Origin of the sequence: Psychroserpens mesophilus, assembly GCF_000826645.1 — a bacterium.
GTDB lineage: Bacteria > Bacteroidota > Bacteroidia > Flavobacteriales > Flavobacteriaceae > Psychroserpens > Psychroserpens mesophilus.
Genome location: NZ_JXJP01000020.1, coordinates 335,008 through 354,500 on the forward strand (window position 1 = coordinate 335,008; position 19,493 = coordinate 354,500).

Here is a 19,493-nt window from a genome sequence, read left to right on the forward strand (position 1 = left end):
AAATAATGCCAATCCTAGAGTCCACTTACAAACCACCTTTTCAATTTAAAAATGGATTTATTGCGACTGTGTATTCAGGCTTAGTTAGAAAAGTGAATTTAAGGCAACAGCGTGAACGCATTAACACTCGTGATGCTGATTTTTTAGATTTAGACTGGAGTTATACACAAGATAAATCTGATGCTGTTATGATTTTGCTTCATGGATTAGAAGGTCATGCGCAACGTCCTTATGTTACTGCTACTGCGAAACTTTTCAATCAAAATGGAGTAGATGCAGTTTGTGTGAATTTTAGAGGTTGTAGTGGTGAAGACAATCGGTTTTATCATAGTTATCATTCTGGAGCTACAGATGATTTAGATGACGTGGTTAAACACTGTATTAAGCAAGGTTATTCTAAAATCTATATAAAAGGCATTAGTTTAGGTGGAAATATTACCCTTAAGTATCTTGGTGAGGACCGAGAAGTTCCAGAGCAGATCAAGTCAGCAATTGCCATTTCTGTACCTGTTCATTTAAATGGTTCAGCAGTTGAATTACACAAACCAAAAAATAAAGCTTTTGCCATTCGATTTAAAAAGCATTTGGTAGATAAGTTGAAAGTTAAAATAATTCAATTTCCTGATAGAATTAGTGTTACCGAGATTAATTCAATTAAAACTTTAAAAGATTTTGATGAAGTTTACACGTCAAAAGCTCACGGATTTAAAGATGCACTTGACTATTATGAACAATCGAGTAGCTTACAATTCTTAAAAAATATCAAAGTCCCAACCTTACTGATTAATGCCCTTAACGATTCCTTTTTGTCCTCGGAATGTTATCCTGTAAAAGAAGCAAAGCACAATGATAATTTGTATCTGGAAATGCCAAAATTTGGTGGTCATGTTGGATTTATTCAGAAGAATAATATTTACTATAATGAACAGCGCGCTTTAGACTTTATATTAAACCTTTAATGTCATAATTTCAATATCTTCGAAAAACTATGAAAACAAATACGATATCAATTATTCTCGTTTTATTATCACTTGTTGGCTATTCTCAGGTTCAAATAGGAAATGATATTGATGGTGACGCCATTTATGATTCCATGGGTTGGGACGTTGCTATGTCTGGTGACGGACAAACAGTTGTTGTTGGAGCTCCTGGAAATTCTGATGGAGCTTACGCAGCTGGCCAGGTAAAAGTGTTTCAGTTTAATGGAACTGACTGGATTCAACTGGGAAATGATATTCTTGGTACTGCAGATGAGGATGGACTCGGACGTTCTGTTGATATTACAAGTGATGGCTTAACTGTTGTCGTTGGTACTCAATATAGTGATGTTGGTAGTTTTAATTCTGGAAGTGCTCGGGTATTTGAATTTAATGGAACTAACTGGGTTCAAAAAGGTAATACAGTAGCTGGTGTAAATGTAAATGATGAATTTAGTACAAGTATTTCAATTTCTAATGATGGAAACAGAATAGCAGTTGGCGCACCATATACTGATACCACAGAGTTTGATAATGGCGTTTTAAGAATATTCGATTATGATGGAAGTCAGTGGAATCTCGTGTTTGAGCATTTTGGAGATAATGAAAATGATGTGTTTGGAATGTCCTTAGATATGTCTGGTGATGGAAATCATGTGATTTGTGGAGCATGGATAAATATTGATGGAACAACGAGAGAAGGTTATGCAAAAATATTCTCTTTTGAAAATTCAACTTGGTCACAAACAGGTCAGACCATCTCAGGAGAAGTTCCTGGTAATTTCTTTGGAGCCTCGTCTTCTATTTCCGATGATGGAAGTATTGTCGCTATCGGAAGCTGGGGAAATGATGAGAACGGAACAGATTCTGGTGAAGTAAAAGTTTTTCAGCTTATAGGGAATACTTGGCAGACTTTTGGAAATGAAATACAAGGAAGTGATTCGTTTGAACGTTTCGGTTGGGCAATCGATTTGTCAAGTTCTGGAACTGTTTTAGCTGTAGGAGCACCTCAAGAAAATAACACACGTTTTTTTAAGTTTGATAATGGAAATTGGATTATGGTTGGAAATGCTATTGCTGGTGAAGCAATAAATGATGATTTTGGTTTTAGTGTTGACTTGTCTTCTGATGGAACAAAAGTAGTTATTGGAGATCCTTATAGAGATGTAAATGGAAATAATTCAGGGTTTGTTCAAGTGTATGATATTACAAATGTGCTTTCGGTTGAAGAATTTGAATCGGAAATATTTAGTGTGTTTCCTAATCCAACAAAATCGACATTAACCATTCAAAGTAAAGTAGCTACAAGCTATATTAAAATTGTTGATATCAACGGCAGACTTTTAAATACTATAGATAACTTAAATTTAAGCCAAGAGGTTACCCTCGAGGTCGATTACTTATCTAATGGTATCTATTTCTTAAACATTCAATCTGATAATAGTGAACAGGTGATTCGGTTTATTAAGAACTAGTCTTACATAACTGAAATAATTATATTTACTAAAATTTATTGATATGAAAAAACTATACATTACTCTTACTTTAATATTTACTATTCAATTGTCTTTTGGACAGATTGGGTTTCTGGAAGGATATTCAATAGATAATTCAAATCTTATTATATCAATTTCTACAGCTGATATAAATAATGACGGAGATTTGGATATTTTAGCTACTTCTCTTGGTGGGGCAAATGATATAATGTGGTATGAGAATACAGGGGATCAAAATAATCTCTTTCAAGTAAATGCTTTAGGTGATTCCAACAGCTTTGCAAGTTCAGTTTATCCCAGCGATTTGGATAATGATGGTGATTTTGATGTATTTGTCCCCGCCAGTACATTTATTAATACATTCAAAAATACAGATGGGATTGGTAATTTTGGAGATGCACAAAATATTTCTGCTGAAGCACATTATGGTTTAACGTCAGATTTAGATGGTGATGGAGATATGGATTTTATTACTGTTTCTAAAACATTGAATAGAGTTTCTTGGTATAAAAATAGTGATGGCCAAGGTACTTTTGGTACTGAACAAATCATAACCAATGATATCGACATTAGCTCGTCAACTAGTTTAATTACAAGATATATTCATGTGGCAGATATAGATGGGGATAATGATATGGATATTTTATCTGCTTCTCCACTTGATGATAAAGTAGCATGGTACGAAAATATTGATGGACTAGGTAATTTTAGTGCCGAAAAAATAATAACAACGTCTGCGGATCGTCCAATTACTGTTATAGCAAAAGATATGGATGGTGATGGGGATTTGGATGTTGTATCAGGTTCAACTTCTGATGATAAGATTGCTTGGTATGAAAACACTGATGGTCAAGGTGTTTTTAGTTCCGAACAAATTATAACTACCTCAATATGGCAATTAAGAGGATATGTGGAAGTTGTTGATATTGATAATGATGGTGATAACGATATTTTTACTATACTCAGTAATAATTTAGTTTGGTTTGAAAACTTAAATGGTGATGGGATTTTTAGCTCGCCAAAATTTGTTAACAACGATTATCCATTTTTTGGTGCAAATTATTTGCATATGGCAGATATCAACAGTGATGGAAAAATAGATGCATTAGTAGGGATTGGAACACAGATACTTTTGTTTCTTAACTTAGGAATTGTAAATAAAATTGATGGCACTGTTACATATGATTTAGATGAAAATGATTGTGATTTGAATGATTTTTTTGTACCAAATATTTTAATTTCTTCAACTAATAACGAGGAAAGCTATTCTACATTTAGCCTCGCAGATGGCTCCTACGAATTGTTTCCTAATGAAGGCAATTTGACTACTCAAATTCAAGATTTACCAAATTATTATTCTTCAAATCCCATCTCGTCAACTTCTAATTTCTCGGGTTTTGGTAATACAGATACTGTGGACTTTTGCATACAACCTAATGGTGTTCATAATGACCTAAATATTGTTGTTTACCCAAGCATTAATGACCCACGTCCAGGTTTTGATACTACCTATAAATTAGTTTACAACAATATTGGAACCATGCAATTAAGTGGCTCTGTGTCTTTCGAATTTGACGATACAAAACTTCAGTTTTTAAATGCCAGTGAAACTGTTTCAACTCAAACGAGTAATACATTGACATTTGATTACACCGATTTAAATCCGTTTGAAACCAGAACCATAGATTTAGAATTTAATGTGTTCGCACCTCCAATAACTGAAATAGGAGATGAGCTAATCTCAACAGCAACTATAAGCCCAATGTCTGGAGATGAAACAGAAGAAGATAATGTTTTTGAATTGCAACAAACAGTTATTGGTTCCTATGATCCAAATGATATCACTTGTCTTGAAGGTGAACAAATTTTAATTGATGATGTAGATAAATATTTACATTATCTCATTCGCTTTCAAAATACAGGAACAGCAAGTGCTATCAATGTGAGAGTTGAAAATAGTTTAGATGAGAAATTAGATTGGACAACCATGCAGCTTGAAAGTCTCAGTCATACTGGACGTGTCGAAATTTTAAATGGAAGTGAGGTAAATTTTATTTTTAACAATATCAATTTACCAGATAGTACAAACGATGAGTCTAATTCCCATGGTTACATCGCTTATAAGATCAAACCAAAAGACAATGTTGTTCTTGGTGATATTTTTTATAATACTGCTGAAATTTACTTCGATTTTAATCCGCCAATTGTTACGAATACTTATGAAACTGAAATTGTAGAAGAACAATTGTCGCTTTCAGAATTTGAAGATAAATTATTTAGAGTATTTCCTAATCCTACACATTCAGATTTAACCATTGAAAGTACTCTCTTAATAGAAGAACTTGATATTGTTGATATCAACGGAAGATTACTGAAAAATCATTCCGTTCAAGAATCAGGGACTATTAGTATTAATGTTTCTGAACTAGATTCAGGGATTTACTTTTTAAATATTCAAGCTGAAGGTAAACAGCAAACAGTTAAATTCATTAAGAATTAGATTGTTTTTAATTCTGAAGGAAACCCTTCAACTGCTATATTCCAGACTTCAGGTAATACAAAATACACAAAGAGTGTTACGATGATAATCGAGATGATATTCATTACAATGCCTTTATTCACCATATCTGGAATTCGTAAATATCCAGATCCAAAAACTACTGCATTTGGTGGTGTTGCTACTGGAAGCATAAAGGCACATGATGCTGCAACTGCTGCGCCAACCATTAATACAAATGGATGAACATCTACCGTTAATGCCATTGGTGCCAACACAGGTAATAACATCGCTGTCGTAGCAAGATTGGATGTGATTTCAGTTAGAAAATTCACGGCAGTTACTAGTAATAAAATTAAAATTATAGTTGTAACTCCTTGAAGCGTCGTCATCTGGCTGCCGATCCAATCTGCCAATCCGCTGGTTTCAAAACCTTTTGCTAAAGCCATGCCACCACCAAAGAGTAATATAATTCCCCAAGGTAATTTAACGGCTTCTTCCCAGTTGATAAGGCGTTCTTTTTTGTTTTTCGATGGAATTAAAAATAAGAGTATTGCAAAAAACACAGCTATAATAGTGTCGTCTAATGCTGGAAAAATATGTTGTAGTAAATAAGAGCGCGTAATCCAGCAAAATGCTGTGACTGCAAAAATAATAGCGACTAGTTTTTCTTCATAGCTAATGCTTCCTAAGGTTTTTAAAAGTCGTTTTATTTCTTGTTTTCCTCCTGGAAACTCCGTTTGCTTGAATGTAAAAGCGTAACGTGTGAGGTATTTCCAGCAGATAAAAAGTAAAAGTATCGAAATAGGAAAGCCAAACATAAACCATTGTGAAAATGTAATTTCATAACCATACAGATCCGAAACCACACCTGCAAGTACGAGATTTGGAGGTGTCCCAATTAACGTACCAATGCCTCCAATCGATGCGCTGTAAGCAATAGCTAGCATCAAAGCTTTACCAAAAATCTGATGTTCATTTTCAATCGTTTCCGGATTGTCTTTTAGTTGTTTAATAATAGCAATACCTATAGGTAACATCATTACAGATGTGGCTGTATTTGAAATCCACATCGATAAGAATGCTGTGGCAATCATAAATCCAAGTATGATTTTCCGAACATCGCTTCCTATAATGTTAATGATATGAAGCGCAATACGTTTGTGAAGGTTCCATTTTTCAATCGCTATGGCAATGATAAATCCGCCTAAATATAAAAACACATACTTATGTCCGAAAGATCCTGTCGTCGTTACTAGATCCATTCCGCCAGATAAGGGAAACAAAATGATTGGCAGTAAAGCTGTAACTGCAATTGGAATGGCTTCAGTAATCCACCAGATAGCAATCCAAACCGTAGAAGCAAGTACTGCAACGCCTTCAGGTGATAATCCTTCAGGTTTTACAAACAGATTAATAATGACAAAAAGTAGTGGTCCTAAGACCAGTCCGATGCGCTTTGTAAGATTCATACAATCAAAATTGTAGCCTAAAATACATAAATTATGAGGAAGCTATTTCATTTATTTTGAAATAACTTAAGAGATAAATAATTGTTTTCCTTTTCGGATATACGCGCTATTTTTTCATAACTTTAAATCATCTAAAATTTTGAATATGATAGTATTGCTTGATAATGGTCATGGCGGATTAATAAATGGTGCATATCAAACACCAGGAAAACGAAAAGACTGGAATGACAAAGGCATTATCTATGAAGGCGAATTTAATCGCGCTATTGTCAACGGAATTATTGAACAACTTACATTTTTAAAGATTCCTTATGTAAATATTGCTCCCGAATATTGGGATGTGAGTTTGAAAACTCGCGTCAATCGTGCTAATAAATATTCTGCAAGTAAGAGTGTGTATATAAGTATCCATTCTAATGCTGGAGGAGGAACTGGTAGTGAAATTTTCACATCTGTTAAACCGACAAAAAGTGATGCGATTGCGACTATTTTTGGGGAAGAATACCAGAAAGAATTTCCTGATATAAATTTAAGAACCGATTTTGATAGTGATGGCGATTTAGATAAAGAAGTCAATTTTTATGTGTTAAAACATACCAAAATGCCAGCGATTTTAACAGAGAATTTCTTTATGGATAATGAAGATGAATTCAGAACCATACTGAATGTTCGGGAAGGACGAAAACGTATTATAGATTACCATGTTCAGGCCATTTTGAGAACTCGAATTGAAATATTTAAAGAGACCTCACCATTAAATTTTATACCCTAAAGGGATCCAATTATGACACTTGAAAATTATATTAAAAGGACTGTTGCCTTTCGGAAATCAATATTAGTAATGGTTTTGCTGTTGCTTTTGTCGTCCTGCAAAAGTCTTAAAACTGCAATTTTTGATCAGTATTCGTATCAGCAAGCCATTTCTATTAAGGTGGAAAGTTTAAACCTTATGGATGATGCTTCACAGCCTTTCAACACGTTTGAAGTTGAAGTAGAAGATTTGATGCTGGAGCTTCAGAAGATGGTAGAATACGAAAAAAACAAACCCAATAATGAAGTCAGTTATGCCATGTGGAATGTCCTGGCAAACAAAGATAAAAACTTACTCGCCGGATTTTTTAAACGCTGGAAAGATGATGGTCAACTTTCCGAAGCATTTACAAACGAGGCAAAGCTTCAGGTTTCCGAAGCCTTAGATTTAATTATAAAATACGAAGCCCAAAAGAATAAAACCAATGAGACGAATATTCTTAACTTTTTAGGAACCAATTAAAATTGATGTTATGGAAATTGAAGGACTAATACAACTGCTAAAGGAAGAATTACTCAAGGTTTTAGGAGAGAGTTATTCAGATTATAAAAAAGAAACTAAAGAGGATGTTGAGTCGTTTTTGATGCTTTCTAAGGTGAAACTGGAGCGATGGACAAGTTTGCTTCAGTCTGGTGATCTCACTCCTGAAGACTATGAATGGTTATTGAAAAGTCAGAAAGATTTACTCATACTTAACGCCTTGTATCAAGCAGGTGTTTCAAAATTGAGATTGGGACATTTAAAAAATAAAATTATTAAAACCATTGTAAACACAGTAATCACTGTTGTTGTGTAATTGCTTATGGATCATCAAATAGAATCGACTTCTAAAGAACAAATACCTAAACGATACACGGTTTACAATTGCCACACACATACGTTTACCATTGACCATGTGCCCAATAATTTTGGGAAGAAAATCATGCCAGTGTTGTATCAGGTCATTACGATGAAGGTTGTGAAATGGTACTATCTTAATTTGACCTATAGAAATAATAACTACAAGCGTTTTCTGCATAAATGTAAGAAAGTAAAACACTTTTTCCTCGACATATTAAAGTTTACGCGAGTACTGTATTGGCTTTATACGCTCATTTTGTTTTTCTTCAACTGGCTTTTTAAAATGCTGATTAACTTGTTAGCCTTAAGTAATTTGTTTAGTGCTGAAACGAAAGCAGCTTTTAAACGCTTTAGAACCATTGGACGTTATGCCACCTATAGTAAATCAGGACAACGGAAAGTATTCGATTTACTGGAAAAAACCTATGACACTGATACTAAATTTGTAGTCTTACCAATGGATATGGATTACATGGAAGCTGGTCAACCCATTGCAAATTATATGCAACAACTGGATGAACTTTTAAAAGTGAAGTCAAATAATAAAGGGCAGATGTTGCCTTTCGTGTTTGCAGATCCTCGTCGAATAGCTGACCCTAAAATTAATGTTAACGGATTTTCATATCAAACCTATGTGAAGAGAAATCTTTCAAAACAGAAATTTCATGGGATTAAATTGTATCCAGCTTTAGGGTATTATCCGTTTGATAAAGATTTAATCGAAACCTTTAAGTTTGCGCAAGAACATCAGATTCCGATTACAACGCATTGTATTGAAGGCACTGTGTTTTTTAGAGGAAAAAAGAAAAAAGAATGGGATCAGCATCCTATTTTAAAATATACTAAGAAAAAGGAGGAAGGGCCGATTCCTATTCCGTTACCTCAGACTAAGAATTACGATTTTACGACAAATTTTTCACATCCTTTAAATTACCATTGCCTTTTAGATAAAGACTTGCTGAGCGATTATTTAGGTGTAGAAACCGATTTAAGTAAATTGAAAATCTGCTTAGCTCATTTTGGTGGTACAAAGGAATGGTTGCGATATACTGAAGATAACTGGAACAATTACAACAATAACATTTCACACAGTTCTAAAGAAGATTATCTAAATAGTAAAATTAAAAATACACTTAATCATGGCAGTACGAGAACGATTTGGTGGAATGCAAGTTGGTTGTCGGTTATTTATGACCTGATGATTAAGTATGAAGGTGTTTATACAGACATCAGCTTTATTATTTTTAATGAAGAGTTATTTCCGCTTCTGAAATATTTGCTTCAAGATGACAAAGTGAAACACAAAATTCTCTTCGGAACAGACTACTATGTTGTGGCTCAAAAAAATACCGAAAAAGCCTTATTTCAAAACCTTCGAAGCTATATAGGTGAAGACTTGTTTTATATGATTAGTCATTCGAATGCGAAACGATTTTTGAGTACAAGTTTTAAATCCTATTAAAATTGTAGAATATTATCTATATTTATAGAAATATTTCTATGTATGCTCAAAAAAGTTTTTGGCAGTTCAGTGTTTGGCGTTGAAGCTACAACCATAACTGTTGAGGTGAATGTCGATTCTGGTATTGGATACCATTTAGTTGGTTTGCCTGATAATGCGATTAAGGAAAGTAATTTTCGTATTGCTGCTGCACTTCAAAATAACGGTTATAAAATTCCGGGAAAGAAAATCATAATCAATATGTCGCCAGCTGACTTACGTAAGGAAGGTTCTGCTTACGATTTAACCTTAGCTATCGGAATTTTAGTCGCGACAAAACAAATTAAAGGCGACAATCTAGAGCAATATCTCATTATGGGAGAATTGTCCTTAGATGGAAATCTACAACCCATAAAAGGAGCGCTTCCAATTGCTGTGAAGGCAAAAGAGGAAGGTTTTAAAGGTTTTATTCTACCGAAACAAAATGCTAAAGAAGCTGCAATTGTTGATGGATTGGAGGTTTATGGTGTTGAAAATATCAAAGAAGTTATTGAACATTTCGATAAAGGCATAGATATTCCACAAACGATTATCAATACAAAAGAAGAATTCTATAAAAACTTAGACTTTCCTGAGTTCGATTTTTCTGATGTTAAAGGTCAGGAAAGCATTAAACGTTGCATGGAAATTGCAGCTGCTGGTGGACATAATATTATTTTAATTGGTCCTCCTGGCGCAGGAAAAACCATGTTAGCCAAACGATTGCCAAGTATTTTACCGCCAATGACCTTGTCTGAAGCACTTGAAACGACTAAAATTCATTCCGTAGTTGGTCGCGTTAAAGCACATACAGGTATTATGGCTCAGCGACCGTTTAGAAGTCCGCATCATACAATTTCTAATGTCGCCTTGGTTGGAGGTGGAAGCTATCCGCAACCAGGAGAAATATCTTTGTCACACAATGGTGTGTTGTTTTTAGATGAATTACCAGAATTCAAACGCGAGGTTTTAGAAGTGATGCGACAACCTTTAGAAGATCGGGAAGTTACAATATCCAGAGCCAAGTTTACTGTGACCTATCCATCATCGTTTATGTTGGTTGCAAGTATGAATCCGAGTCCTGGAGGTTATTTTAATGATCCGAATGCGCCTGTAACATCGTCACCTGCCGAAATGCAACGCTATTTGAGTAAGGTTTCGGGTCCTTTGTTAGATCGAATTGATATTCATATTGAAGTCACTCCTGTGCCTTTTGATAAGTTGTCAGATGAGAGAAAAGGAGAGTCTTCCGTAGACATCAGAAAACGAGTTACTAAAGCTAGAGAGTTGCAGACGATACGATTTAAAGATTCAGAAAATGTACACTACAACGCGCAAATGAATACCAAACAAATTAGATCCTATTGTAGGCTCGATAAAGCTTCCATGGACTTACTTAAGAACGCCATGGAACAACTTAATCTATCTGCTAGAGCTTACGATAGGATTCTTAAAGTTTCTAGAACTATTGCCGATTTAGAAGCTTCGAAAGTTATTACAGGAGCTCATATCTCTGAAGCCATTCAATACCGAAGTATGGATCGTGAAGGTTGGTTGGGTTAGTCGTCTTTTAAAAAATAATTGACGATTTTGTCATTACTTTCATTTTTCCACTCGGTACGTAAGTCTTTGTCAATAGTAAGGCTGTATGATTTTGAAGCCATTTTTCCAGAAGGATCATTTGTAAATTCCATAATGGTGCCTAATCGGGTTAAATCCATATAGCGATTCTCAGAAATTGGGAGTAATTCAACTTTCACCAACTCACCTTTATCATCTTTACGTTTGTAATAAAATTTATTGTTTTCTGACCAAAAGTTTCGTGGACCATAAGAGCCAGTAAATTTTTCATTCTGAAGCTGTATAGAGTCAGATGCTTTACTAGCAGTGTATTCTATATGTGCCAATATGTTTTTTAAGTACTCATGTTTTGGGTTATTTTCGATAGCTATTGTGTATAACGAGTCGGCAAGATTTAAATCTTGATTTTCAAAGGCTTTATTTGCTGCCAGAATGTCTTTGTCTAACTTCCAGTAAAAATTTTCACTTGTGCCATTCCAATAAAATTGATGGTTGTATAATCCAATGGTTTTGCCATTACTGTCTTTTAAAAGCTTATTGTAGTTGGTAGTGTTTTGTATAAACCCACCTCCAATGGCGTCTTTTCCGGCAGGAATAGAAATATCTAAACCTTGATTTTTTACATATCGTACTAATCTGTCGTTTTCAATCCAATACTTTAAAATCAATTCATTTTGTTGAGACCTATAGGTGCCAATAAATGGTTTAAAATCTTCAATTTTTGGTGTATTGTTTTTTAAATACGTAAAAATAGAATCATAAGCTCTATTTCTATTCGTGTTTTTTGGATTAGATAGTTTGTATTCTTCAAAAATAGCTTTGGCTTTGTTAATGTCGCCTTTCAATATCAAAGGCTCTATTTTTAAAGCACTAACTGCTGGTTGGATAATTTCATAAGTTTTTAGAGCTTCAATGATTCTGTCTTCCTCACCGTTGACCATTGCCGCTTCAATTAGATTTAAACCAGAATAAGCATTAGGATTTTTATTGAATAAATTTTCAGCTGCTTTTATAAAGCTGTCTTTATTATTAGTTTCACCATAAATAGCAAATAATATAGAATTATAGAATTCGTTGGTAGGATCAACTTCTAATTGTAACTTGACTTGTTTTTCGGCGTCATCATATTGCTCATATGCCAAGCTTCTCTGAATATAAACTTCTAATTGCTTTTGTAGAGGTAACTTATTTTTTAATGAAAACGCTTTGTCAATAATATCCTGAGTCTCTAGTTTTCCTCTATTGAATTTTGTATTTCGTTTAGCTTGCTCTAAATAGGCCAGAGCAAAATTCTTATCAATATCGTAAGCTTTTGTATAATCATAATTGGCATAGGCTTCCAGTGCTGGTAACGAATTGCTAATAAATTCATTTACAGGAAGATCTAAATAATTAAGGTTGTTATTGTTTTCGGTAATGCCAGCTTCAGAGGTAATAAATACACTAATATCATCGATTAACGTCATAAAGTTTGGACCGCTAAAAGTTTGTTTTTTTATTGACTTTCCATTGTTTGCTTTTCTTATATGAGTTGTTATTTCGTAATTTTCATCTACTTTTTGGTAGCTTCCATCTACATAAAAGTCGTAAAATAAAGATGCTTCTCTAATTTTTGTTGTTGTGTTGGTGAGGTGCTCAAACTCAGGACTAAGGCTTTTGTTTTGTAATAAGTCTTCGTATAATAACCTTCCAATACCATATCGCATCCAGTCAGTGGCACTATCTTTAACGACCTGTTTGAAGCCATAAATTGGAATTCCTGTTCTAAATTCTTCTTTAGTAATTACAGTGGTTTTTTGTTCGCCATCTTCAGTCGTGTAATCTATAGATTTTGTTGTAGCTCCTAAATCGGTGTTGCCAAAACCAAAGTAGAGTCCTAGAGATAAAAGGATAATGTTTAGTGGAAATATAATTTTTTCACGAAGTTTCAAAATACGCTTATTGATTCGTTCCTGGTTGTGCAGATAAATCATTAGAGAAGGAATGATACCAATGAAAAACCACAGTAAAACATCTACCCAATAAGGCGAAATATCATACCGATTGAGAATCCAGTCAACAAATTGTAAAAATGTCCAAGCTGCAACTAGATAAGCAGCAAGAAATTGTAAGGTTTTAAACCATTTTTTTTTATTCATAGCAACAAATAGTGCTTTAAAACTAATTCGAAGATAACAATATTTAATCAAAACTATTGAAAACAGCTCACGAACTCTTGAGCAAATGCATTATATTTAAAGACAATTCCATAACCAATTAATATGTACAGATATAAACTTGTCTTTTGTGTTTATTTATTGTTGTTTTTTGGCTGCTCTGATGTTAAAACGAATCAAGCTGAAACTTCAGAAAGCCAGATAGTTAAAGAGGTTGATATTCCAATTTTGAATCTCCTAGATGCTAACCGATTAGCGCAATTACCAATAGATTGTATTCAAACAGAATATCCTAACAAGCTTAATCAGGTGATTGGTGGTGATGCCGATTTACAATCTCCTCAAGCTTTGCATCCAGCGTTTTACGGTTGCTTCGACTGGCATTCTGCGGTACATGGTCACTGGAGTTTGGTTAGTCTATTAAAGCAGTTTCCTGAATTGAACAATAAGAATAAAATCATGGCCATGTTGCTTGAAAATATGTCTGAAGACAACATCAAAACTGAAGTGTCTTATTTCTTCGGAAAGCATAATTCATCTTACGAGCGCACTTATGGTTGGGCTTGGTTGTTGAAACTTGCTGAAGAATTACATACTTGGGATCACCCAAACGCAAAAATTTTAGAGGCTAATCTTCAACCTTTAACCGACTTGATTGTCGATAAATATTTAGAGTTTCTACCGAAGCTCAATTATCCAATTCGAGTTGGTGAGCATCCAAATACTGCGTTCGGACTCTCATTTGCGTATGACTACGCTAAAACGGTTGGTAATGCCGAGTTATTATCGCTTATAGAACAACGTGCAAAAGATTTTTATGGCAATGATGCTGACTGTCCAATATCTTGGGAACCTAGCGGATTTGATTTTTTGTCACCTTGTTTAGAAGAAGCTGCTTTGATGAAACGTGTATTGCCTTTGGAAGAATATAAAACATGGCTTTTAGATTTTCTTCCTCAGCTTAATGATAAAAACTTTACTATTGAAACTGGAAAAGTGAGTGACAGAACCGATGGAAAATTAGTGCATCTCGATGGTGTGAATTTTTCCAGAGCATGGAGTTTAAACGAAATAGCAAAAGATTTACCAGAATATAGTCATTTAAAAAACATTGCAAATCAGCATATCAATTACTCATTACCAGGTATCGTTGGTGATAGTTATGAAGGTGGTCACTGGCTTGGGAGTTTTGCTATTTATGCTTTAAATTCTGTTGAGCGTGATTAAAAATTGGTTTAAAAATATTGGTCCAGGACCTTTGGTTGCAGCTGCATTTATCGGACCAGGAACTGTGACTGTTTGTACGCTGGCTGGTGTTAACTTTGGCTTTGCACTGCTTTGGGCAATGGTATTGTCAATTGTAGCAACGATCGTTTTACAGGAAATGGCTGCGCGTTTGGGAATTATATCACAAAAGGGTTTGTCCGAAGTGATTCGCACGCAAATTTCAAATCCATTGGTGAGAACACTTGCTGTGATCTTAATCCTGTCTGCAATAGTTATTGGTAATGCGGCTTACGAAGCGGGAAATATAAGCGGAAGTGTACTGGGTTTAGAAAATTTATTTGGAAATCAGATGCTAACTTTTGGAAATTTCAACCTCAATTTATTTAGTGTTATAATTGGTATCATGGCGTTTATATTGCTTTATATAGGTAATTATAAAATATTGGAAAAGGCATTAATTTCTCTTGTGATTTTAATGAGTCTATCGTTTTTAATCACAGCAATAATGACCAAGCCTGACTTATCTGAAGTATTTAAAGGAGTATTCATTCCAAGGTTTTCAAATGATAGTGTTTTAACAGTTATGGCTTTAATAGGAACAACTGTCGTGCCTTATAATTTGTTTTTGCATGCATCTTTAGTCAAAGAAAAATGGAAACATGAATCTGATCTTCAATATGCGAGAAAAGATACAATTATTGCTGTGGTTTTAGGTGGAATTGTGTCTATGTGCATCATAGTATCTGCAGCAGCAATTAATTCTTCTGAAGTAAATAATGCTTCCGATTTAGCAAAAGGTCTAGAGCCTTTATTTGGAAGCTATGCTTCCGTGTTTTTGTCAGTTGGCTTATTTGCTGCTGGAATAACAAGTGCTATTACAGCACCTTTAGCTGCGTCTTATGTGGCTTCAGGATGCTTGGGTTGGAGTTCAAATATGAAATCAAAATCATTTAGATTGGTTTGGATGTTTATTTTAGTTTTAGGTGTTGTGTTCTCATCTATCGGATTTAAATCTATCGAAATCATCAAATTTGCCCAAGTAGCTAATGGATTGCTATTACCTGTTATCGCTGGATTTTTATTGTGGATTATGAACAAGTCTTCTGTTCTTGGAACTTATAAAAACTCAATGCTTCAAAATGTTTTTGGTTTTATAATTCTGGCTATAGCAGTTTTTTTAGGTGTAAAAAGTATTTTGAAAGTATTTAACGTCGTATGATAGTAGATTTAATGTCATTCAGAGGGTAGCGAAGAATCTACAAATGAATTATTAATTTTTGATGAAATCAGAGATGACTAAATATATAGATATCAATTGTGATTTGGGAGAAGGTCTTGATAATGAAGATTTACTGATGCCTTTCTTGTCGTCATGCAATATCGCTTGTGGTGGACATGCAGGAGATATTGAAACCATGAAGCGTGTTTCAAAATTAGCTGAAAAGCATAAGGTTAAAATTGGAGCACATCCTTCATTTCCTGATAGAGAAAACTTCGGAAGAAGAAGTATTGAAATGTCGTCATCTGATTTGTCTAATGTCATAGATGAGCAAATTAAGGCTCTAATTGCTGTTTTAAAGTCTATGAATTTGAAGTTACATCATGTCAAACCGCATGGAGCTTTGTATAATTTAGCAACCACAGACGAAAAAACTGCGCAAATTATTATTGATGTTGTTAAAAGATTAGATGACAATGTGATTCTTTATGCGCCTTTTCAGTCTATGATGTCTAAAATAGGAATTGCAAATGGATTACAAGTAATGTTTGAAGGTTTTGCAGATAGAAATTATAATGAGGATTTGACTTTGATTTCAAGGCAAAATCGAGATGCTGTAATTCACAAAAAGGAAGCTGTTTTTGAACATGTCTTTAGGATGGTTTCTCAAGGAAATGTGAGAACAAAAAATGGAGTAGAAGTAGCGCTAAAAGTGGATACGATTTGTGTGCATGGTGATCATGAAAATGTAGTTGAAAATTTAAAATATTTAACTCAAAAATTAGAGCAAAATTCAATTAAAATTTTGTAGCTTTTGACAGATTATAAACTTACATATCATCACTATTCTGAACGTTCAATTTTAGTGCAGTGGCCACAAAAAATTGATGAAAATATCCTTGACGATGTGTTGATTTTTAAAAATCACATCATAAATTCAGAAATTAAATCAATACTTCAGGTAAATAATGCATATAACTCGATATTAATTATTTATGTATATACTATTGATAATATCAATGATGAATTTTTAGTGTTAAAATCGCTCTATTCCACAAGAGTAAGACTAATCAATTCAACTTGTAAGCTGTGGAAAATTCCGGTGTGTTACGATGATGCATTTGGTATTGATTTAGATGAAATATCTAAGGCAAAACAACTCTCAAAATCTGAAATTATTAAGCTTCATTCCGAAGTGATTTATACCGTTTTTTTTATTGGCTTTTTGCCTGGTTTTTTATACTTAGGTGGATTAGATAAAAGACTCTTTTTTCCACGTAAAGAAAGTCCGAGATTAGAGGTAAAAAAAGGGTCTGTTGCTATAGGAAATGAACAGACAGGAATCTATCCAAATTTTAGTCCTGCTGGTTGGAATATTATTGGTAATTCACCCTTGGATTTTTTTAATGCTAAAGTAAATGATCCTTGTTTTGCACAAGCAGGAGATAAAATTCAATTTATTCCTATTGATATCAATACATATTATAACATTAAAGAAGATATTCAAAGTGAAATGTTTAGTATAGAAAACAAGGTTATTGATGGTTGAAGTACTTAAAAACGGTTTATATGATAGTATTCAGGATTTAGGACGTTTTGATGTTCAAGAGTATGGTGTGCCTTTTTCTGGAGCGATGGATTTACATTCAGCTAAAGTTGCAAACCTTATATTGGATAACGCTTTGTCTAGTGCTGTATTAGAAATTACTATACATGGACCAAAGCTATTGTTTCATTGTGATACTGAAATTGCTTTGTCTGGAGCAGATTTATGTCCGATGATAAACTCCAAACGAGTAAGGATGAATTCGCGTATTCAAATTCTTAAAAATGATGTCTTGTCATTTGGAAATCGAAATTATGGTTGTAGAGCTTATGTAGCTGTTAAAGGAGGTTTTCAAACAGAATTTATTATGAACAGTTGTAGCATGTATTATCCTATCACAATGAGTTCACAACTAAAAAAAGGAGATTTAATTTCTATTTCTGAACAGCATAGTGCTATTGAAAAGCCGTTTGCTTTAATGAAAATGACTAAAAGTCATTTTGAAGTGACAAGCATTGAAGTTACAAAGGGAATAGAATATAGTAACTTGTCGGAAAGAGAGGAAGAAATGCTGTTTTCAACAGAATTTACAGTTTCAAATGATAGTAACAGAATGGCTTATCAAGTAAAAGAATCCATTAACAACACTATGGAATCAATTATAACCTCTTTAGTTTTGCCAGGAACAGTGCAGTTAACGCCTTCTGGGAAGTTGTTGTTTTTAATGAGAGATTGTCAGACTACAGGTGGATATCCTAGAATTTTGCAAGTTTCAGAGTCATCTATAAATCAATTGTCACAAAAGATTTTTGGCGATAAATTTAGGTTGAAATGCATTGATTAGTAAGAAAAAACCTAGAAAATTTGATATTTTTTGGTTTTATGTTTAGATTTTCAATACTTTAGGCAAGCAATTAATTCAAACTAACCAATTATGAAAAAATTAATATTACTTATTTTAGGATTTATCTTAGGAGCTTTAGCCATGTATTTTTACTGTCATAAACAAGAGCCTATCGAAATGTTACCCTCTCAACCAAATGGATTAATCAAACCTGACGAAATAAAAACTTTAACGCAAGCATATAATCCCAGGTATGAAGCTATTAATGATAGCTTGTTCAATGGTGTTGATGGAGGAGACAATAGGTCTTCATGGTATGCTTTAGAAGATGTAAAAAACTACTTGGTTCTAGCTAAAAATCAAGCCGATTCATTAGGATATACAATGGATGGCATAAGAATTTATCCTGGAGCACATCCTGGTGATGGAAAAAACCCTGGCTACTCAACCTATATATTCGTTCCAACAGGATATTTGAAAACATCTCAAGGTAATATGTTTATGATGCAAAAAGGAGGAGGCGATGATATCGATGGAGGTGATGGTTTAAATCATGGAGATGAAGGTCGTCCACCAAGTGCAAATTATCCACAATAATAATTTAAATTTTGAATGAATTTCTCTACGAAAATAATTCTTTTATAACGAAATTCTTCGAGATTTTAGCTGCTGTTTTTGGTTCTGTGTATTTGCATAGAACCAAAAATAAGAAGTTAAAATTATTTATTGTTTTTTTATGGATTACAGTAGTTGTTGAGGTTTTAGGCTATTACAAAACCATGTTGCAAAATAACTACGATTATGGTTGGTTTGTTTCTTGGAAGAATAGTGTGTTTTGCCAAAACACTTGGCTTTATAATATCTATTCATTTTTAACCATTGGGTTTTTAGGTGTCTTTTATACCGAATTAATTTCTAATACTGCGTCTAAGCTTTTTATCAGATTTATAGTTATTATATATAGTATTTTTGCTATTATTTATTATACAGATAAGGATAATTTTTTTGGATTTGGATTGCCTCATGATAATATTCTGGCATCAGTTATTATATCAATTTTTGTAATTCTTTATTTTGTAGAATTGATGAATAGTGATTTTATCCTTCAATATTATAAGTTGCCTTCATTTTATATTAGCGTAGCACTATTATTGTGGCACTTATGCGCTACACCACTTTTTATTTACAATAGCTATTTTCTGCCTTTTAATACAGAATTTGTAAATTTCAGATCGTTATTATTGTTGTATATTAACATTTTCACATATTCATGTATTACATTCGGTTTTTGGTACTCGCTCAAGAAGAGCACACATTAAATAAGGAGGAAATTGCTTTAATAGGCTA

At 33.6% G+C, this 19,493-nt stretch carries 17 protein-coding genes; 15 read left to right on the top strand and 2 right to left on the bottom strand.

Annotation, left to right across the window (positions count from 1 at the left end):
* Positions 1-5: 5 nt before the first annotated feature.
* The 3 genes from TD18_RS14255 to TD18_RS16820 are packed head-to-tail and all read left to right on the top strand — an operon-like array spanning position 6 to position 4,973.
* Entirely contained in the window at positions 6-959 is a 954-nt protein-coding gene (locus tag TD18_RS14255; protein ID WP_040253871.1) for a YheT family hydrolase, read from the top strand.
* A 29-nt stretch (positions 960-988) separates the two neighbouring features.
* Positions 989-2,452: a T9SS type A sorting domain-containing protein gene (locus tag TD18_RS14260; RefSeq protein ID WP_040253873.1), complete on the top strand. Its 1,464-nt coding sequence runs from the start codon at positions 989-991 to the stop codon at positions 2,450-2,452.
* Between the two features lie 43 nt (positions 2,453-2,495).
* The gene (locus tag TD18_RS16820; RefSeq protein WP_052461196.1) at positions 2,496-4,973 is read left to right on the top strand and encodes a T9SS type A sorting domain-containing protein; all 2,478 of its coding nucleotides are present in this window, start codon (positions 2,496-2,498) and stop codon (positions 4,971-4,973) included.
* Here the strand turns inward: TD18_RS16820 and TD18_RS14270 are convergent.
* The gene (locus TD18_RS14270) at positions 4,970-6,442 is read right to left on the bottom strand and encodes an SLC13 family permease (RefSeq protein WP_040253876.1); all 1,473 of its coding nucleotides are present in this window, start codon (positions 6,440-6,442) and stop codon (positions 4,970-4,972) included. The genes TD18_RS16820 and TD18_RS14270 overlap by 4 nt on opposite strands.
* A gap of 145 nt (positions 6,443-6,587) precedes the next feature.
* On the opposite strand from TD18_RS14270, the gene TD18_RS14275 reads away from it, so the two are divergent.
* Genes TD18_RS14275 through TD18_RS14295 form a run of 5 tightly spaced genes read left to right on the top strand, consistent with a single transcriptional unit; the run spans position 6,588 to position 11,136 of the window.
* Positions 6,588-7,214, top strand: coding sequence for an N-acetylmuramoyl-L-alanine amidase (locus tag TD18_RS14275; RefSeq protein WP_040253880.1), 627 nt, complete (start codon positions 6,588-6,590; stop codon positions 7,212-7,214).
* Positions 7,215-7,226: 12 nt separating this feature from the next.
* Positions 7,227-7,715 carry a hypothetical protein gene (locus TD18_RS14280; RefSeq protein WP_052461197.1) on the top strand — a complete coding sequence of 163 codons (489 nt, stop codon included), beginning with the start codon at positions 7,227-7,229 and terminating at the stop codon, positions 7,713-7,715.
* Between the two features lie 10 nt (positions 7,716-7,725).
* Positions 7,726-8,049 carry a hypothetical protein gene (locus TD18_RS14285; RefSeq protein ID WP_040253883.1) on the top strand — a complete coding sequence of 108 codons (324 nt, stop codon included), beginning with the start codon at positions 7,726-7,728 and terminating at the stop codon, positions 8,047-8,049.
* Positions 8,050-8,055: 6 nt separating this feature from the next.
* Positions 8,056-9,555 (top strand): amidohydrolase family protein, encoded by a 1,500-nt coding sequence (locus tag TD18_RS14290; protein ID WP_084205931.1) that lies wholly within the window; start codon positions 8,056-8,058, stop codon positions 9,553-9,555.
* A 42-nt stretch (positions 9,556-9,597) separates the two neighbouring features.
* Positions 9,598-11,136, top strand: a complete 1,539-nt coding sequence (locus tag TD18_RS14295; RefSeq protein WP_040253888.1) for a YifB family Mg chelatase-like AAA ATPase — start codon at positions 9,598-9,600, stop codon at positions 11,134-11,136.
* On the opposite strand, the gene TD18_RS14300 is transcribed toward TD18_RS14295, so the two are convergent.
* Entirely contained in the window at positions 11,133-13,292 is a 2,160-nt protein-coding gene (locus TD18_RS14300) for a tetratricopeptide repeat protein (protein WP_040253889.1), read from the bottom strand. The genes TD18_RS14295 and TD18_RS14300 overlap by 4 nt on opposite strands.
* Before the next feature lie 123 nt (positions 13,293-13,415).
* Here TD18_RS14300 and TD18_RS14305 point away from each other — a divergent pair, with 123 nt between their 5' ends.
* From TD18_RS14305 to TD18_RS14335, 7 genes are all read left to right on the top strand, one after another.
* The gene (locus tag TD18_RS14305) at positions 13,416-14,537 is read left to right on the top strand and encodes a DUF2891 domain-containing protein (protein WP_040253892.1); all 1,122 of its coding nucleotides are present in this window, start codon (positions 13,416-13,418) and stop codon (positions 14,535-14,537) included.
* Positions 14,530-15,756 carry an Nramp family divalent metal transporter gene (locus TD18_RS14310; protein ID WP_040253894.1) on the top strand — a complete coding sequence of 409 codons (1,227 nt, stop codon included), beginning with the start codon at positions 14,530-14,532 and terminating at the stop codon, positions 15,754-15,756. The genes TD18_RS14305 and TD18_RS14310 overlap by 8 nt, the downstream gene beginning before the upstream one ends.
* A 73-nt stretch (positions 15,757-15,829) precedes the next feature.
* Positions 15,830-16,567, top strand: coding sequence for a 5-oxoprolinase subunit PxpA (gene pxpA, locus TD18_RS14315; RefSeq protein WP_040254054.1), 738 nt, complete (start codon positions 15,830-15,832; stop codon positions 16,565-16,567).
* 3 nt (positions 16,568-16,570) lie between these two features.
* Positions 16,571-17,305, top strand: a complete 735-nt coding sequence (gene pxpB / locus TD18_RS14320) for a 5-oxoprolinase subunit PxpB (RefSeq protein ID WP_040253897.1) — start codon at positions 16,571-16,573, stop codon at positions 17,303-17,305.
* Positions 17,298-18,146: a 5-oxoprolinase subunit C family protein gene (locus tag TD18_RS14325; RefSeq protein ID WP_040253899.1), complete on the top strand. Its 849-nt coding sequence runs from the start codon at positions 17,298-17,300 to the stop codon at positions 18,144-18,146. Before pxpB ends, TD18_RS14325 begins: the two co-directional genes overlap by 8 nt.
* A 90-nt stretch (positions 18,147-18,236) precedes the next feature.
* Entirely contained in the window at positions 18,237-18,743 is a 507-nt protein-coding gene (locus TD18_RS14330; RefSeq protein WP_040253902.1) for a hypothetical protein, read from the top strand.
* An 11-nt stretch (positions 18,744-18,754) separates the two neighbouring features.
* Positions 18,755-19,465: a hypothetical protein gene (locus TD18_RS14335; protein ID WP_040253904.1), complete on the top strand. Its 711-nt coding sequence runs from the start codon at positions 18,755-18,757 to the stop codon at positions 19,463-19,465.
* Positions 19,466-19,493 lie beyond the last annotated feature (28 nt).

Excerpts from the sequence above, each read along its gene's own strand:
- TD18_RS14255 (WP_040253871.1), top strand. The coding sequence starts at position 6 with ATGCCAATCCTAGAGTCCACTTACAAACCACCTTTTCAATTTAAAAAT.
- TD18_RS14260 (WP_040253873.1), top strand. The coding sequence starts at position 989 with ATGAAAACAAATACGATATCAATTATTCTCGTTTTATTATCACTTGTT.
- TD18_RS16820 (WP_052461196.1), top strand. The coding sequence starts at position 2,496 with ATGAAAAAACTATACATTACTCTTACTTTAATATTTACTATTCAATTG.
- TD18_RS14270 (WP_040253876.1), bottom strand. The coding sequence starts at position 6,442 with ATGAATCTTACAAAGCGCATCGGACTGGTCTTAGGACCACTACTTTTT.
- TD18_RS14275 (WP_040253880.1), top strand. The coding sequence starts at position 6,588 with ATGATAGTATTGCTTGATAATGGTCATGGCGGATTAATAAATGGTGCA.
- TD18_RS14280 (WP_052461197.1), top strand. The coding sequence starts at position 7,227 with ATGACACTTGAAAATTATATTAAAAGGACTGTTGCCTTTCGGAAATCA.
- TD18_RS14285 (WP_040253883.1), top strand. The coding sequence starts at position 7,726 with ATGGAAATTGAAGGACTAATACAACTGCTAAAGGAAGAATTACTCAAG.
- TD18_RS14290 (WP_084205931.1), top strand. The coding sequence starts at position 8,056 with ATGGATCATCAAATAGAATCGACTTCTAAAGAACAAATACCTAAACGA.
- TD18_RS14295 (WP_040253888.1), top strand. The coding sequence starts at position 9,598 with ATGCTCAAAAAAGTTTTTGGCAGTTCAGTGTTTGGCGTTGAAGCTACA.
- TD18_RS14300 (WP_040253889.1), bottom strand. The coding sequence starts at position 13,292 with ATGAATAAAAAAAAATGGTTTAAAACCTTACAATTTCTTGCTGCTTAT.
- TD18_RS14305 (WP_040253892.1), top strand. The coding sequence starts at position 13,416 with ATGTACAGATATAAACTTGTCTTTTGTGTTTATTTATTGTTGTTTTTT.
- pxpA (WP_040254054.1), top strand. The coding sequence starts at position 15,830 with ATGACTAAATATATAGATATCAATTGTGATTTGGGAGAAGGTCTTGAT.
- TD18_RS14325 (WP_040253899.1), top strand. The coding sequence starts at position 17,298 with ATGGTTGAAGTACTTAAAAACGGTTTATATGATAGTATTCAGGATTTA.
- TD18_RS14330 (WP_040253902.1), top strand. The coding sequence starts at position 18,237 with ATGAAAAAATTAATATTACTTATTTTAGGATTTATCTTAGGAGCTTTA.